Origin of the sequence: Catelliglobosispora koreensis DSM 44566, assembly GCF_000379685.1 — a bacterium.
Lineage (GTDB): Bacteria > Actinomycetota > Actinomycetes > Mycobacteriales > Micromonosporaceae > Catelliglobosispora > Catelliglobosispora koreensis.
The window spans coordinates 530,588-545,213 of the sequence record NZ_KB903272.1 but is presented as its reverse complement, the minus strand read 5'-3'; the positions used below and the strand labels follow the sequence as shown (position 1 = coordinate 545,213).

The following is a 14,626-nucleotide window of genomic DNA, read 5'->3' as shown; positions in this document are numbered from 1 at the left end:
CGCTATTCAAGCAGCGCGGTAACGGTTACGCAGCCCCGGTTTTAGCCGCGGGTCATGCTCGTTAAGCCTGGCTTGGCCGGAACGGCGAGCGCACTAATCCACTTCAGCACGCGTTCGCTGACGTCTGCCGTGGTCAGCCCGACCTCGGCGAGGATCTCAGCGCGCGTGCCGTGATCGATCCACTGGACCGGAACGCCGAGGTCACGCACGGGCACGTCAAGCTCGTGGTCACGCAGCAGCTTGGCCACCGCGTCGCCGATGCCGCCGTTGCGCACACCGTCCTCAATGGTCACCACGAGCTGGTGGCTGCCCGCCAGCCCAACGAGTTCCACCGGCACGGGGCGAACCCAGCGCGGGTCAGCCACGGTCACGCCATATCCCTGCTTCGCCAGCTCTGCCGCCACCTGAACACCCATGTGGGCGAAGGGACCGACCGCGACGAGCAGGATGTCTTTGCGCTCGGCCTCGGCGAGGATGTCAATGCCACCAACCTGCCGCAGCGCCGGAAGGGCGGCCGGAACGGAACCCGTCGGGAATCGCACGACGGTCGGCCCATCGCTGATGCCCACGGCCTCCCGCAGGGCTGTCCGCAGGGTTTCAGCGTCTCGTGGCGCGGCCACGCGCAGCCCCGGCACCACACCGAGAATCGACATGTCCCAGATGCCGTAGTGACTGGGGCCGTCAGGCCCGGTGACACCAGCGCGGTCGAGCACGAAGGTGACCGGCAGTTTGTGCAGCGCTACGTCAAGCAGCACCTGGTCAAACGCACGGTTGAGGAACGTGGCGTAGATAGCGACGACCGGGTGCATGCCCGCCAGAGCGAGCCCCGCGGCCGACGTCGTGGCGTGCTGCTCGGCGATGCCGACGTCGAAAGCGCGATCCGGGTAAACGGCGGCGAGCTTGTCGATGCCCGTGGATTCCGGCATGGCCGCGGTGATGCCCACGAGGTCGGGGCGCTCGCCCGCGAGGGTGACCAGCTCGTCGGCGAAGACCGACGTCCACTTGAGACTCGGTGCCGCCAGGGGCTTTCCGGTCTCGGGTTCGAACGCGCCAGGGGCGTGCAGACGGTCGGCCTCATCCTGCTCGGCCGGGGCGTAGCCATAACCCTTGTGCGTCACGGCATGCACGATGACCGGGCCGCCATAGCGCTTCGCCCGTTGCAAGGCCGATTCCATGGCGGACAGATCGTGTCCGTCAACGGGACCGACGTATTTGATGCCCAGGTCTTCGAACATCGCTTGGGGGGCGACGGCGTCCTTGATGCCCTTCTTCACCGCGTGCAGCGCGTCAAACAGCGGCTTGCCCACGAGGGGAGTCTTCTCCAGCGCGTCCTTGATCAGGTCGAGAACCTTCTCGTAACCCGGGTTCAGGCGCAGCGACGCCAAGTGATCGGCCAGCCCGCCGATGGTCGGCGCGTAAGAGCGGCCGTTGTCGTTGACGATGATGATCAGCCGGTTGCGAGTCGCCGCGATGTTGTTCAGCGCCTCCCAGCACATGCCGCCCGTTAGCGCACCGTCGCCGACCACGGCGACGACATGGCGGGGCTCGCCGCGCAGCGTGTATGCCTTGGCCATGCCATCGGCATAGGACAGTGCCGTGGAGGCGTGGCAGTTCTCCACGAGATCGTGCTCACTCTCAGCCTGATTGGGGTAGCCGGTCAGGCCACCACGCTGGCGCAGGAGGTCAAAGCCTTCCTGGCGGCCGGTGAGGATTTTGTGCACGTAAGCCTGGTGGCCCGTGTCGAAAATGAAGCGGTCGCTCGGCGAGTCGAACACCCGGTGCATCGCGAGCGTGACCTCAACCACACCCAGGTTGGGGCCGATATGACCGCCCGTCCGCGCGACTTTGGTGATGAGGAAGTCCCGAATCTCAGCCGCCAGCACGGACATCTGATCAGCCGGCAAGGATTTCAGGTCTTGCGGGCCACGGATCGTGTTCAGCAGGGGCTGGGCGGCGCGGTCACTCATAGCCCGAAAGTCTATCGGGCGACTCAAGGCCAGCTAGAGACCGATCACACGATCTTCACTCGGCTAGGGCGTCAAAAGAGCAACGCACTCGACGTGGTGTGTCTGCGGGAAAAGGTCGAAAGCGCGCAGGTCAGCCAGGTGCCAGCCGTTCTCGGCGAAGGTCTTCAGGTCGCGCGCCAGCGCGGCCGGGTCACAGGCGACATAGGCGACAGCCCTCGGCGCGGCGGAAGTTACCAATTTCGTCACACGTGCCCCGGCACCCGTCCGTGGCGGGTCGAGCACCACGAGATCGGTGCGTTTCGGCAGCCTTGCCCGCTCAACGGGCGATTCCATCACCGTGACGTTGGGCCAGCGCGCTTCCGTCGCGATGTCGACAAGAGTGACCTCACAGCCCCGGTCAGCCAGCGCCACGGAAAACAGGCCAGCGCCGCCGTAGAGGTCCCACGCACGCTCCCCTCTTTGCGGCTTGAGCATGCCGAGGACCGTGTCCACGAGCGTGTCGGCCGCCGCCGGGTGCACCTGCCAGAACGCGCCCGCGTCGAGGTCGAAGTCGTGGCCGGCGGCGTGCTCGACGATCCGCTGGTTTTCCACGATCTGTGCCTTGCCGTTGGCGGGCGACACCACCTCGATCACGTCACGGTCGGGCCAAGTGCGCTGAAGCACATCCAGCGCCTGGATCGACTCATGGGCGATCAGGCAGCGCTCAAGGGGTACCACCTCGTTGGATCGATGTTTTAAAAGCCCTGGACGGCCTATCGCGTCGACCCGGTAACGCACGCGGGTGCGCCAGCCAAAACCGTTACCAGGCAAGGGTTCCACGGTGACTGACCGCTTGATCCCGCCAAGCCGGGCAAGCTGTTCTTCGACCACGGCGGCTTTCCAGTCGAGCTGTGCTTGCGGCGCCGCGTGCTGCAAGTCGCATCCGCCGCACGCATCAGGACGCGCATAGGGGCAGGGTGCCTGGACGCGCGATGCCGACGGCACCAGGATTTCGACCGCGTCGGCCCGCACGAATCCTTTGTGGACCTCGGTAACCGAGGCGATGACCCGTTCCCCGGGCAGGGCATGGCGGATGAACCAGACGATACCCTCGTGGCGCGCCACGCAGTGCCCGCCGTGGGCCGGGGCACCGACCTCGACCTCGGCGCGATCGCCGATCACCAGGTCGATCATTGCTCCTCCGAGCCGGATCGCGGACCACGCGCGGGCGCCCTGGCCAGGTCGCGGTCGATGCGGTCGAGATTCTTGTTCGCGCTGGAGTCGAGCTGCCAGGGCACGCTCGTCACCATGACACCGGGCTCGAACAGCAGGCGTCCCTTGATGCGCAGCGCGGACTGGTTGTGCAGCAGGTTCTCCCACCATTTGCCGACGACGTATTCCGGGATGAACACGGTCACGACATCGCGCGGCGACTTGAGGCGCAACGACTTCACGTAATCAATGATCGGGCGCGTGATCTCACGGTACGGCGAATCGACAATCGTCAGCGGAACGCTCATGCCACGGCGCTCCCACTCGGCTTGAATCGCCCGTGTGTCAACCGTGTCCACATTGACCGTTACCGCTGTGATCGTGTCCGGTCGGGTCGCCTTGGCGTATGCCACGGCACGCAGCGTCGGCAGGTGGACCTTACTGACCAGGATCACGACATGGTTGCGGGCGGGCAGCACCGGCTGCTGATCCGTGGGCGCGAGTTCCCGCGCGACGTGGTCGTAGTGCTTGCGGATCGCCACCATGATCACGTAGATGACCGCCATAGCGGCGATAGAAATCCAGGCGCCGTGCGTGAATTTCGTTGCCAGCACAAGGAGGAGCACGAAACCCGTCATCCCCGCGCCGAAGCCGTTGATGGCCCGGGCCCGGATCATCTTCGCGCGGGCGGCCGGGTCCCGCTGCGTACGCAACAGCCGGTTCCAGTGCCGCAGCATGCCGATCTGCGACAGCGTGAAGGATACGAAGACACCGACGATGTAGAGCTGGATCAGGCGAGTCGTCTCAGCCCGGAACGCGACAATTAAGACAATCGCGGCGACCGCCAGGAAGACGATGCCGTTGGAGAAGGCGAGCCGATCACCGCGGGTGTGCAGCTGGCGTGGCAGGTAGCGATCCTGCGCCAGGATCGATCCGAGCACCGGAAAGCCGTTGTAGGCGGTGTTGGCGGCCAGCACGAGGATCAGCGCCGTCACCGCGATCACCAGATAGAAGCCCGGCTTGAAGTGATCGAAGATGACGCTCGCGAGCTGTGCGGTGACCGTGGGCTGGACGTAGTCGGGGCCGACCTGGGTAGCCGGATTCTCGACGTACTGGACGCCGGTCTTCAGGCTCAGCGCGACAATGCCAATCATCATGACGATCGATATCGCCCCGAGGAGGAATAGTGTCGTGGCAGCGTTCTTGCTCTTCGGCGGCTTGAACGCGGGCACCCCGTTGGAGATCGCCTCAACACCGGTCAACGCCGCACAACCTGACGAAAACGCGCGCACTAGAAGGAAAATGAAGGCGAAACTGGTTCCGACCGCGAGCCCGTGCTCACTGTGGATCTCCAAGTCGGCACTCGGTGCCCGCAAATCCTGACCGAGCACGAAGGTCCTTAGCAGCCCCCAGCCAATCAACGCCAGCATGGCGGCCATGAACAGGTACGTCGGCACCGCGAACAGCACGCCGGACTCGCGCACGCCACGCAGGTTCAGTGCTGTCAACAGGGCCACAAGCCCGACGGCGAACGCCATCTTGTGCTCGCCGATGAACCCCACCGCCGCGCCTAAGTTGTCGACGCCCGCGCTGACCGACACCGCGACCGTGAGCACATAGTCGACGAGCAGCGCGCTGGCCACGCCCAGGCCAGCCTTGGAGCCCAGGTTGACCGTGGCGACCTCATAGTCGCCGCCACCGCTCGGGTAGGCGTGCACGTTCTGCCGGTAGCTAGCGACCACCGTCGCCATCACGATGACGACCGCGAGCACGACCCAAGGCGAGTACGCGAAGGCCGCCGCCCCTGCCAGCGACAGCGTCAGCAGGATCTCGCCCGGCGCGTAGGCCACACTGGAAAGTGCGTCGGACGCGAAGATGGGCAACGCAATACGCTTGGGCAGCAACGTGTGCGCCAGCCGGTCCGACCGGAATGGTCGGCCGAGCAGGAGTCGCTTGAGCAAGGACGTCGGGCTAGCCACAACGAGCAGCCTATGATGAGCCCAGTCCCACGCGCGGGTAAGGGAGGTCAATAGTGCACGTCGTGATCATGGGCTGCGGCCGGGTCGGCTCGACGCTAGCGCACCGCCTCGAGGCGAAGGGGCACCAAGTCTCGATCATCGACCAGGACGGTGACGCGTTCCGGCGCCTGTCCTCGGAGTTCAGCGGCATCACCGTCACCGGGGTGGGCTTCGACCGCGATGTCCTGATTCAAGCCGGCATTGAGAAGGCAGACGCCTTCGCAGCCGTGTCTAGTGGCGACAACTCCAACATCATCTCGGCCCGGCTCGCGCGGGAAACCTTTGGTGTCAAACGCGTTGTGGCCCGCATCTACGACCAGCGGCGCGCCGAGGTCTACGAACGGCTCGGCATCCCGACCGTGGCTACCGTCCGCTGGACGGCCGACCGGATCGTGCGCCACCTCGTGCCCGAGGGCGCTGCTGAGCTGTGGCGCGATCCGACGAGTACGGTCGCGATCATCGAGGTGCCGCTAAACATCGGCTGGATCGGCCACCCACTGCACCTGCTTGAACAAGCGACCGGCACCCGCGCGGCTTATGTCATGCGCTTCGGCATCGGAACGTTGCCGACCGCCTCCACGGTCATCCAGGATGGGGATCAGGTCTTCATGCTGGTCACGGACGAGATCGCCAAGAACGTCACCTCGGTATCGGCCGCAGCGCCATCGCTTGGGGGGTCTCAGTAATGCGAGTCGCCATCGCCGGAGCAGGAAACGTCGGCCGCTCTATCGCGCAGGAACTGATCGAAAATGGCCACCAGGTCATGTTGCTGGAGCGTCAGCCGCGCATGCTGCGGCACGAGCGCGTGCCCCAGGCCGAGTGGGTGCTGGCCGACGCGTGCGAACTCGCGAGCCTGCACGAGGTGAACCTGAGTGCCTGCGACGTCGTCGTCGCCGCGACAGGCGATGACAAGGTGAACCTCGTGGTCAGCCTGCTGGCCAAGACAGAATTCGCCGTCCCGCGGGTCGTCGCGCGCGTCAACCGCGCCGAGAACGAATGGCTGTTCACCGAGCAGTGGGGAGTCGACGTTTCCGTCAGCAAGCCCCGGCTCATGGCCGCACTAGTCGAAGAAGCCGTGACCGTGGGTGACCTCGTGCGCTTGATGACGTTCCGTCAAGGCGAAGCCAACCTCGTCGAGATCACGCTGCCCTCAGACGCGCCCTATGTCGGGCAGCCCGTGCGCGACATCCCGCTGCCGCCAGACAGCGCGCTCGTGGCGATCGTGCGGGGACGGCGCGTGCTGACGCCCACGCCTGACGACCCGGTCGAAGCGGGTGACGAGCTGATCTTCGTCTGCACCACCGACGTCGAAGAACAGGTGCGTTCGGTCATCCTGGGCGCAGACAGCGTCGAAAAGACACGCTCACGCGGCAAGTAACTCCCGGCGCCGGGTCACCCGGCGCACCGCCCAGATCGTGATGGCGAACAGCAGAGCGAACAACGGATAGCCGAGCACGATCCGCGAAACGCCCAGCGCGCTAGCCATGTCCTGGGCGTAGAGGAAGTACTGCACGGCCGCCTTCACCGCGAACGTGGCCGCCCACAGCGCGGTCAGCCAGCCGAACGCCCGCTTGAGCTGCTCGTCAGCGCGCCAATCACCCTTGCCGCCGTTGGAGATGACGGTCCAGATCCAGCCGACGAGCGGATGTCCAATCACGATGGACCCGATCAGCAGAGCCGTGTAGCCGAGCGTGATCCAGATGCCGGGCAGGTAGAACTGCCGCTCCTCGCCCGAGTTCCAGGCGAGATAGGCACCGAGCGCGATCCCGAACAGCCCGTTGATCGCGAACCGGACGCTCTCCTTGCGGGCGAACCGAAGCCCGGCGATAGCGAGCGCGACAACAACCGCAGCGATGATCGAGATCTGAAGCCCGAGCTTGCCAGGAAGGTCTGCCCAGCCAAGCACGATGTTCGACACCACGAACACGATCACCGGGATGCCGGACTCTACGAGCCCTTTCCAACCCCCGAGCTGCTGTGCCATCTGCTCGGCAAATGGCGGCAATTCCTCGACTTCGGTCGATGACTTCATCTAGTCGCTTCCAGCTCGTAGTGCGGGTTGTAGATGACCTTACGTCCTTCGCGCAGCGCCACCCGCCCACTGGCGGTCAGCGCCCTGCCCGGCTCGATGCCAGCGATCTGACGGCGGCCGAGGAAGACCAAGGTCACCACGTCGGTCCCGTCGTAAAGGTCAGCTTCGAGAGTGGGCAGATTCGTCCTGGGCGTATAGACGACTGTCTTCAGTCTACCGGCCACCGAAACGAGGTCTCCACGCTTGACCGTGTCAGCGCACGAGCACCCCGCACGCTCACTATCCCGGCGCAGCTCCTCCGACTCGAGTTCCTGTTCCGAGGCGGTGAGCCGGTGGAGCAGATCACGCAGCCCGTTACGGGGGCGCGCTACGTCACTGGCCATGCAGCTAGCTTAACCGCCGTTGTCTCCCCTGCTCTACGCCACGTTTCGCCGTGGGCGCGGGCTGGGTTTGCGGCGGGGCATTTCGCTCACAGCGGCACCTGCCGGGCTCGGCGCCGGTGCGTAAGACGGCGCGTAGCGCGTCGGCTCCGGCGCTGGCGGGACCGGTCCCGGCACAACCGGGTCGAACTCCGGCACGGGCACCGGTTGCTCAGCCGCCATCTCCTCCGGCAACCGCATCGGCAGCGGCTCACGTGCCGGACGGGCGTCGTTGCCCCGCCGCACGACCAGGCCAGCGAGACAGTCCTGCAACAGCCCAGGCTCCAGCGGACTCGCCGTCGCGGCCGGTCCCTGGTAGACGCCCTGGATCATCCAACGTGGACCGTCAACCCCGACAAACCTAAGATCTACAAACCCTTCCTGGGTACGCAGGCGAGCACGCAACTCGGTACCCCATGGACCGGGAACCTCCTCGGCACCGACCCCATCGTCGAAAAGGGACTTGCGGATGTCGGTGCGCACTTCGTCCCAGAGCCCGTCGGTTCTCGGCCCGGCCAACACCGCGAGCTGCAGCGCGCTGGAGCCTTCGACGATGAGCACCTGCTGCACGACTCCGTTGTCGCCAGTTTGCAGCCGCACCTCGACACCGTCGGGATTAGGCACCAGCAAACTGCCGAGGTCGATGCGCGGCTGCGGCGGCACGAAGTCCGCTTCGCTGTCGAACGGCCCAGCCGGCGTGAACACCGGTGCTGCCTTAGGAGCCGTCGCCGACGGCGACCAAGGCGTGCCGTTGATGCCCTCTAATTCGAGCTCTTCGAGGAGCGCGGCACGCTGAGCCCGGCGCTTCTCCGCCGCGGTCATCGTCGTGCCGCGGCTGTCTTCGGGTTTGGCATGCCGCCCCGAGCGAGAACGTCGCGAGAAGATCACTGGTCCTCCTACCTGCCCGTCGACCCGTGACCGCCGGCTCCCCTCGCGGAGTCGGACAGTTCGTCGACGCTGTGAAACCGCGCACGTTCTACCCGCTGCACGACGAGCTGAGCGATGCGGTCGCCCCGGGAAATCTTGGCTGGCTTGAGTGGATCGTGATTTACCAGGTTGACCAGAATCTCGCCGCGGTATCCAGCGTCGACCGTCCCCGGAGCGTTCAGCACCGTCACCCCGAGCTTGACCGCCAGGCCAGAGCGCGGGTGGACCAGGCCGACAAAGCCTTCGGGCAGCGCGATCGCGATGCCGGTCCGCACGAGCTTGCGCTCGCCCGGTCCCAGCTCGGCGTCTTCGGCCGCGTAAAGGTCGGCTCCGGCGTCACCCGGGTGGGCGTAGCCGGGCAGGGGCAAATCCGGGTCGAGCCGCTGAACGGGCACGCTAACGGCGTGGGGCTCGTGGATGCTCAACGTTCTTACCTCCGGGGGATGCGCGAGATGCCGCGGCTAGTCTTCAGGGCATGGTGCACCCTGGCATGGCTTCAAAACCACCAACGGCTGAAGCCCGCTACACGGAACGGCTCACCTGCCCATGGTGGGCGTGGCTCGCCGTCCTCGCGCTCGTGGCCGTGCTCGCCCTGGAGATCAGTCTGGGCGCGCCGGGGCCCCGAACCTGGGTGCCGTTAGCCATTCTGGTCCCTCTGACGGTCGCCGGTCTCACGTGGCTCGGCCGCCTCAGGATCGCCGTGACAGAAACTGAATTTCACGCCGATGACGCCAGGCTGCCCTTGAACGTCATCGCCGACGTCATCCCCCTGGACGCCGAAGGCAAGCGGCTGATCCTCGGTGCGGGTGCCGACCCGCTCGCCTTCATCATCCAGCGCCCGTGGATCGGCGGAACGGTCCAGATCATGCTGGACGACCCCACGGATCCGACGCCGTACTGGGTGATCAGCACCAGGCGCCCGGAAAAGCTCGCCGAAGCGCTACTCGCCGGGCGGAAGCTCCAGCGACTGCCGGTAGCGCAGGCGTAGGTCCCGAGCGACGTCCTCACCGATTTTGCGGGTCGCCCTGCGGTTGAGGTAGCTAGCGACCGCCGCACCCGTCAGCAGCGGTCCCAGGGTGGTCAAATTGCGCCCGAAGCGCCGCAGCAGCATGTCACGCAGCTGTTTGCGGGTGGCCGTGCCCAGCACCGTGGCCACACCGCTGCCCGGGAACATCGGATTGATGCCCCGTCGCGATGCCCACGCCTGGATGAGGCTGACCGCCCGCTGCGCGGGTGTCCCGATGACCGGATGGCCGTAAACCTCGTGTAGCTCGCCGATCAGTTTGAGTTCGATCGCCACCACGGCGACTGTCTCGGTCGCCAGGAGCACCGGTGTGGTGAGCAGAGCGGGCGGAGCAACCCACTCCACTGAGGCGATACCGCCGCCGAGCGCCCCCACGCTCGCGGTCGCACGCGCGGCGTTACGAATCAGGCGCTCGGCTAATGCCTCGCCTTCAAGCCCCGGATAGTGGGCTCGCAGAACGGGCAGTGTCCGAACAGGAACGTGCGGCGCGAGATCTGAGACCGCGTCGACGAGCCATCCGATCGCCTTGCGCGGGGCAAAAAGCTGTTTGACCCCGCGCTCTTTCATTCCGCTGACGAGACGACCCAGCAAGCGGGCCCGGCTCGCCTTGTCCAAATCGGACTCGGCGAGACCCGCGACCGCTGCGGCCAGTTCGTCTTTTTTGGACTCGTCAGTCGCCATAGAGCTATCTCACCGCACGCCTGGTGACCCAGGCAACGGGCAGATCATGCACACTCGCGGCAGATCAGCTCGCCATTGCGCTCTGCCGCCAGCTGGCTGCGGTGGTGCACGAGGAAACACCGCGAACAACGGAACTCGTCGGACTGCATCGGCAGGACCTTGACCGTGAGTTCTTCATCGGAAAGGTCACCCCCGGGCAGCTCAAAGTTTTCCGCGACTTCGGTCTCGTCCACATCCACACTGCCCGACTGCGAGTCGACACGCCTGGCCTTGAGCTCCTCAAGGCTGTCCTCGCCGAGGTCAACCTCGTCCCGGCGCGGGGCGTCGTAGTCGGTAGCCATCGATTGTCACACTCCCAATATGTGTTTTCTTCCCCAACGAGCGCGGTACTTTAGCGCGTTCGTGTGGGAGCTTCTACGCCCACCGGTAGCTATTTGTTCCCGATGTGACCGAGCCGACAAACCGATCGCCAGCCCGGGCGAGACAAAGGTAGGTGCAGCCGCCCGCCGATCACGTTCGGCACGCCGGAGAACTCTTGCTCAAAGGCCGGAGATTTTGGCCATGGGCAGTTCTGTGGGTCGCGCCACCAATGCCAGCGGCGAAGCGATAACCTGCTCGCGATGTTCTCGCCGGGGGAAGGGTTGGGCTCACGCACATGCACATGACGCGCATTCGGGCGCTCGCGGTTGTCGGTACTTTGACGGTTGCTGCCATCGTGCTCGTAACGGTGACACTCGTTCGCGACACCCAGACCGGCGGCGTCCTTGCCGACGACTGCAAACCCGGCCAGATCCCGGTAAACCTCATCATGCCTGATGAAGCCGGGGTAAATATTAACGTCTATAACGCGACCCACACACAAGGGCTCGCCGCCAAGATCAAGTCCGAGTTCCAGAGCCGCAACTTCAACGTCGCCAAAGCCGAGGGCGAAATGAAGGACGGTCAGCTCGTTTACTACCCGGACGATGTGGCGATCCTGCGTTACGGGCCGAAGGCGGTCGCCGCGGCTCACCTCGTGCAGGCATATTTCCTGAACGAGGCGAAGACGCAGTTCGACCTCAAGCGCGAAGACGACGCGGTCGATGTCGTGCTCGGGGGCAACTTCAAGCAGCTCGCCACCCCGACGGAGATGCGCCAGGCGGTCGCCATTCTCGGCCGCCCCGAAGCACCCAACGGCACCTGTGAGCTGAAAGCGGCTAGCTAGGGCCCGCCGTCGGCGTCCAGTTCCACGAGCACGTCATGAAGCAACCGGTGCAGCGCCGCGGGCGCGGCTAGCACCAGATCGGGGCCGGGCGGCCTGCCGGACAATCCGGTGACCAGGAGCCCGGCCTCGCTGGCGATCAGGCCTCCGGCGGCCAGATCCCAAGCGGCCAAACCCTTTTCGAAGTAGACATCGATCGTTCCCTCGGCCACGGCGCACAAATCCAGCGCGGCCGAACCCATCCTCCGGATATCGCGAACTTGAGGCAGCAGTTGCGCGATGACCCGGCCCTGATGTGCCCGGCGCTCGGCGGCATAAGCGAATCCCGTCGCGACAAGTGTCTGCGCCAGTTCGGTGGCCGTGGACCCGCTCAGCTGACGCCCATCGCGCCACGCACCGTGCCCCTTAGCGGCGGTCCACACGGCTCCCGTGGCCACGTTGTGCACGACTCCGGCGACAGTCTCACCGTCCACTTCGGCCGCGATGGAAACCGCGTATTGCGGTAACCCGTAGAGATAATTCACGGTGCCATCAATGGGATCCACGATCCAGCGCACTCGCCCGGCGGCCGCCGGGACGGTCGTTCCGCCGTACTCTTCGCCGAGGACTTCGTCGTCCGGGCGAGCCGTCAGCAAGTCGGCCAGAATTTGTTTCTCCACCGCCTTATCCGCGGCTGTGACCACGTCTGTCGCGGTGCTTTTCGTATCGACATCCGTGATCGCTTCAGTGCGCATCCGGGCCGCGGTAGCTGCTGCGTTGGCAGCGACCTGGCGCGCTAGCGCCAGCAGGTCGAGAACGTTGTTGGCCACGTGTGACATCCTTTCAAAGGCATAACCGGCGTGCGCACCGAGATGATCGCGAAGTACGGCGCTACAATTCACGCCTGCCACCGTGCCCGCGCACAATCGTCAATCACCTCCGGAAGGTCATCCGTGACTGAAGCCCGCCAGATCGGCGTCGACGTACGCTCGCTCACCGACATGCTGATCGCTCAGGCCTCCGGCAGTGGGGGCAGATTGACCCCGGCACAGCTGGCAAGTTCGGTAGAGGCCGCGGCGGTGACCCCGGCGCAAACAAAGAAACTGCTGCGCGCCCTTTTGGAGGCCGGCGTGACCGTTGAGGTAGACGACTCGTCAAACAGCCGCCGCAAGGTGGCCGCTGCCCGGGCGGCGACGCCCGCGTCCAAAGCGACCACGGCTAAGGCTCCGGCGCCGAAGGTAGCCAAAGCCGCTGCCGCGCCGAAGCAGAAAGCCGAAGGACCTACGGCGGAAGTAACCGAACTCGCTAGCAAGGCTGCCGAGAAGGCCGCCGAAAACGGCGGTGAGAAGCCAGCTAAGGCCACCAAGGCCGCCGCTCCTAAGCCGGCCAAGAAAGCGGCCGCCAAGGCGACGAAGAAGGCTGAGGGCGACGCCGCGGCTAAGCCTGCCAAGAAGACCGCCGCCAAGGCAGTCAAGGCCGCACCCGGCGCGGAAGACGGAAAGCCGGCCGCTAAGGGTGACGGGCCCGAGGAAATCGACAACGCTGAGCTTGAGGTCGAAGACCTCGCCGCGGAACTCGAAGACGTCGTCGTCGACGAGCCAGCCGAGATTGTCGCGGCGGCCGAGGCCGATGCGGAGCAGTCAGACGACTTCGAGTGGGACGCCGAGGAATCCGAGGCGCTCAAGCAAGCACGCAAGGACGCTGAGCTAACGGCTTCGGCTGACTCGGTTCGTGCCTACCTCAAGCAGATCGGCAAGGTCCCGCTCCTCAACGCGGAGCAGGAAGTCGAGCTGGCCAAGCGGATCGAGGCCGGGCTTTACGCCTCGGAGCGCTTGCGCGCGGCTGATGAGGACGAGCTGGAACTGAGCCGCGACATGCAGCGTGACCTCCTGTGGGTGTCCCGCGATGGTGAGCGCGCCAAGAACCACCTGCTGGAGGCCAACCTCCGCCTCGTGGTCTCGCTGGCCAAGCGTTACACCGGCCGAGGCATGGCCTTCCTCGACCTGATCCAGGAAGGAAACCTGGGTCTGATCCGCGCGGTCGAGAAGTTCGACTACACCAAGGGTTACAAGTTCTCGACCTATGCGACGTGGTGGATCCGTCAGGCCATCACCCGCGCGATGGCCGACCAGGCCCGGACGATCCGCATTCCGGTGCACATGGTCGAGGTCATCAACAAGCTCGGCCGCATCCAGCGCGAGCTGCTTCAGGACCTGGGCCGCGAGCCCACCCCGGAGGAGCTGGCCAAGGAGATGGATATCACACCGGAGAAGGTGCTGGAGATCCAGCAATACGCCCGGGAGCCCATTTCGCTGGACCAGACGATCGGCGACGAGGGCGACAGTCAGCTTGGCGACTTCATCGAAGACTCTGAGGCCGTTGTGGCGGTCGACGCCGTCTCGTTCTCGCTGTTGCAGGATCAGCTCCAGCAGGTGCTCCAGACCCTGTCTGAGCGCGAAGCGGGCGTCGTGCGGTTGCGATTTGGTCTCACTGACGGACAGCCGCGCACGCTTGACGAGATCGGGCAGGTCTACGGCGTTACCCGGGAACGAATCCGGCAAATCGAGTCAAAGACCATGTCCAAGTTGCGGCACCCGTCCCGTTCTCAGGTACTTCGCGACTACCTGGACTAGAGCCTCTGTCACATCAACCGAACGTACTGAATTCATCACCATGCGTACGTACGCTCAGGGCTGACTTCATTTTGTTCGCGTTGAGCCGTTGACGTGGCAGGCTGGGTACACGGCAATATTGGTTTCGCACAGCGGAACCTCGGGTAGGTTCCACACCTGCTGTGACCTAGGTCCCCCATGGTCATAACGGGAAGCCATCCCCCGGCCCCAGTGTTGGAGGATGGGTGGAGCTGAATGATACGAATTTGATCATCGGTGACGACCAGAGGAGGAAGGCGATGACCCAGACCCTCACGCCGCCGCCAAACACGGCGGCCATCCCAGCCGCCGATGAACGGTGCGACCGCTGCAACGCGGCGGCAAAACTGCGCGTGAAGCTGGCCGGTGGGGGCGAGCTGGTGTTCTGTGGACACCACGCCAACAAGTACGCTGAGGATCTTGTAAAGATCGCCGTCGAGTGGGCGGCGGACCCCGAGTTCACCTGGCGGGGCTCAGAAAACTAACGGTGCTGACTTAAAAGAGAGCAGTGCTCGTGCTCGAAAAGGCGGCTGGTT

Annotated in this window: 15 protein-coding genes and 1 pseudogene; 6 read left to right on the top strand and 10 right to left on the bottom strand. The window is 65.3% G+C overall.

Annotated features, from left to right (window positions below):
* Positions 1 to 41: 41 nt before the first annotated feature.
* From dxs to A3E1_RS0125300, 3 genes are all read right to left on the bottom strand, one after another.
* On the bottom strand, positions 42 to 1,967 hold the full coding sequence (dxs, locus tag A3E1_RS0125310) for a 1-deoxy-D-xylulose-5-phosphate synthase (protein WP_020523590.1): 1,926 nt from the start codon (positions 1,965 to 1,967) through the stop codon (positions 42 to 44).
* Positions 1,968 to 2,030: 63 nt separating this feature from the next.
* The gene (locus A3E1_RS0125305; protein WP_020523589.1) at positions 2,031 to 3,140 is read right to left on the bottom strand and encodes a class I SAM-dependent RNA methyltransferase; all 1,110 of its coding nucleotides are present in this window, start codon (positions 3,138 to 3,140) and stop codon (positions 2,031 to 2,033) included.
* Entirely contained in the window at positions 3,137 to 5,137 is a 2,001-nt protein-coding gene (locus tag A3E1_RS0125300) for an APC family permease (RefSeq protein ID WP_020523588.1), read from the bottom strand. Before A3E1_RS0125300 ends, A3E1_RS0125305 begins: the two co-directional genes overlap by 4 nt.
* Positions 5,138 to 5,190: 53 nt before the next feature.
* Between A3E1_RS0125300 and A3E1_RS0125295 the strand changes: the two genes are divergently transcribed.
* Both A3E1_RS0125295 and A3E1_RS0125290 read left to right on the top strand, forming a co-directional pair.
* Complete coding sequence (locus tag A3E1_RS0125295) at positions 5,191 to 5,862, top strand: potassium channel family protein (RefSeq protein WP_020523587.1); 672 nt, start codon at positions 5,191 to 5,193, stop codon at positions 5,860 to 5,862.
* Positions 5,862 to 6,554 (top strand): potassium channel family protein, encoded by a 693-nt coding sequence (locus tag A3E1_RS0125290; RefSeq protein ID WP_020523586.1) that lies wholly within the window; start codon positions 5,862 to 5,864, stop codon positions 6,552 to 6,554. Before A3E1_RS0125295 ends, A3E1_RS0125290 begins: the two co-directional genes overlap by 1 nt.
* On the opposite strand, the gene A3E1_RS0125285 is transcribed toward A3E1_RS0125290, so the two are convergent.
* The 4 genes and pseudogenes from A3E1_RS0125285 to dut form a co-directional block, all read right to left on the bottom strand.
* Positions 6,540 to 7,208, bottom strand: a complete 669-nt coding sequence (locus A3E1_RS0125285) for a DUF3159 domain-containing protein (protein ID WP_020523585.1) — start codon at positions 7,206 to 7,208, stop codon at positions 6,540 to 6,542. The genes A3E1_RS0125290 and A3E1_RS0125285 overlap by 15 nt on opposite strands.
* Positions 7,205 to 7,591, bottom strand: a complete 387-nt coding sequence (locus A3E1_RS0125280; protein WP_020523584.1) for an OB-fold nucleic acid binding domain-containing protein — start codon at positions 7,589 to 7,591, stop codon at positions 7,205 to 7,207. The genes A3E1_RS0125285 and A3E1_RS0125280 overlap by 4 nt, the downstream gene beginning before the upstream one ends.
* 129 nt (positions 7,592 to 7,720) lie before the next feature.
* Positions 7,721 to 8,515 (bottom strand): annotated as a pseudogene (locus tag A3E1_RS45055) (DUF3710 domain-containing protein); the annotation flags it as partial.
* 8 nt (positions 8,516 to 8,523) lie between these two features.
* Entirely contained in the window at positions 8,524 to 8,979 is a 456-nt protein-coding gene (gene dut, locus A3E1_RS0125270) for a dUTP diphosphatase (protein WP_020523582.1), read from the bottom strand.
* Between the two features lie 65 nt (positions 8,980 to 9,044).
* Between dut and A3E1_RS0125265 the strand changes: the two genes are divergently transcribed.
* A complete protein-coding gene (locus A3E1_RS0125265; RefSeq protein ID WP_040391764.1) occupies positions 9,045 to 9,542 on the top strand; it encodes a DUF3093 domain-containing protein in 498 nt (165 codons plus the stop codon).
* Here A3E1_RS0125265 and A3E1_RS0125260 read toward each other — a convergent pair.
* Complete coding sequence (locus A3E1_RS0125260) at positions 9,495 to 10,259, bottom strand: hypothetical protein (RefSeq protein WP_020523580.1); 765 nt, start codon at positions 10,257 to 10,259, stop codon at positions 9,495 to 9,497. The genes A3E1_RS0125265 and A3E1_RS0125260 overlap by 48 nt on opposite strands.
* Before the next feature lie 44 nt (positions 10,260 to 10,303).
* Positions 10,304 to 10,600 (bottom strand): DUF4193 domain-containing protein, encoded by a 297-nt coding sequence (locus A3E1_RS0125255; RefSeq protein WP_020523579.1) that lies wholly within the window; start codon positions 10,598 to 10,600, stop codon positions 10,304 to 10,306.
* A gap of 320 nt (positions 10,601 to 10,920) precedes the next feature.
* On the opposite strand from A3E1_RS0125255, the gene A3E1_RS0125250 reads away from it, so the two are divergent.
* The gene (locus tag A3E1_RS0125250; protein WP_245571363.1) at positions 10,921 to 11,463 is read left to right on the top strand and encodes a LytR C-terminal domain-containing protein; all 543 of its coding nucleotides are present in this window, start codon (positions 10,921 to 10,923) and stop codon (positions 11,461 to 11,463) included.
* Here the strand turns inward: A3E1_RS0125250 and A3E1_RS0125245 are convergent.
* Positions 11,460 to 12,278: an inositol monophosphatase family protein gene (locus A3E1_RS0125245; protein ID WP_026208830.1), complete on the bottom strand. Its 819-nt coding sequence runs from the start codon at positions 12,276 to 12,278 to the stop codon at positions 11,460 to 11,462. The genes A3E1_RS0125250 and A3E1_RS0125245 overlap by 4 nt on opposite strands.
* 114 nt (positions 12,279 to 12,392) lie before the next feature.
* On the opposite strand from A3E1_RS0125245, the gene A3E1_RS0125240 reads away from it, so the two are divergent.
* Positions 12,393 to 14,072, top strand: a complete 1,680-nt coding sequence (locus A3E1_RS0125240) for an RNA polymerase sigma factor (protein ID WP_020523576.1) — start codon at positions 12,393 to 12,395, stop codon at positions 14,070 to 14,072.
* 278 nt (positions 14,073 to 14,350) lie between these two features.
* The gene (locus A3E1_RS0125235; protein ID WP_026208829.1) at positions 14,351 to 14,575 is read left to right on the top strand and encodes a DUF7455 domain-containing protein; all 225 of its coding nucleotides are present in this window, start codon (positions 14,351 to 14,353) and stop codon (positions 14,573 to 14,575) included.
* The last annotated feature ends 51 nt before the right edge of the window (positions 14,576 to 14,626 follow it).

What these genes read in the sequence shown, in the direction of transcription:
- dxs (WP_020523590.1), bottom strand. Translation starts at nt 1,967, where the DNA reads ATGAGTGACCGCGCCGCCCAGCCCCTGCTGAACACGATCCGTGGCCCG.
- A3E1_RS0125305 (WP_020523589.1), bottom strand. Translation starts at nt 3,140, where the DNA reads ATGATCGACCTGGTGATCGGCGATCGCGCCGAGGTCGAGGTCGGTGCC.
- A3E1_RS0125290 (WP_020523586.1), top strand. Translation starts at nt 5,862, where the DNA reads ATGCGAGTCGCCATCGCCGGAGCAGGAAACGTCGGCCGCTCTATCGCG.
- A3E1_RS0125285 (WP_020523585.1), bottom strand. Translation starts at nt 7,208, where the DNA reads ATGAAGTCATCGACCGAAGTCGAGGAATTGCCGCCATTTGCCGAGCAG.
- A3E1_RS0125280 (WP_020523584.1), bottom strand. Translation starts at nt 7,591, where the DNA reads ATGGCCAGTGACGTAGCGCGCCCCCGTAACGGGCTGCGTGATCTGCTC.
- A3E1_RS0125265 (WP_040391764.1), top strand. Translation starts at nt 9,045, where the DNA reads ATGGCTTCAAAACCACCAACGGCTGAAGCCCGCTACACGGAACGGCTC.
- A3E1_RS0125260 (WP_020523580.1), bottom strand. Translation starts at nt 10,259, where the DNA reads ATGGCGACTGACGAGTCCAAAAAAGACGAACTGGCCGCAGCGGTCGCG.
- A3E1_RS0125255 (WP_020523579.1), bottom strand. Translation starts at nt 10,600, where the DNA reads ATGGCTACCGACTACGACGCCCCGCGCCGGGACGAGGTTGACCTCGGC.
- A3E1_RS0125250 (WP_245571363.1), top strand. Translation starts at nt 10,921, where the DNA reads ATGACGCGCATTCGGGCGCTCGCGGTTGTCGGTACTTTGACGGTTGCT.
- A3E1_RS0125245 (WP_026208830.1), bottom strand. Translation starts at nt 12,278, where the DNA reads ATGTCACACGTGGCCAACAACGTTCTCGACCTGCTGGCGCTAGCGCGC.
- A3E1_RS0125235 (WP_026208829.1), top strand. Translation starts at nt 14,351, where the DNA reads ATGACCCAGACCCTCACGCCGCCGCCAAACACGGCGGCCATCCCAGCC.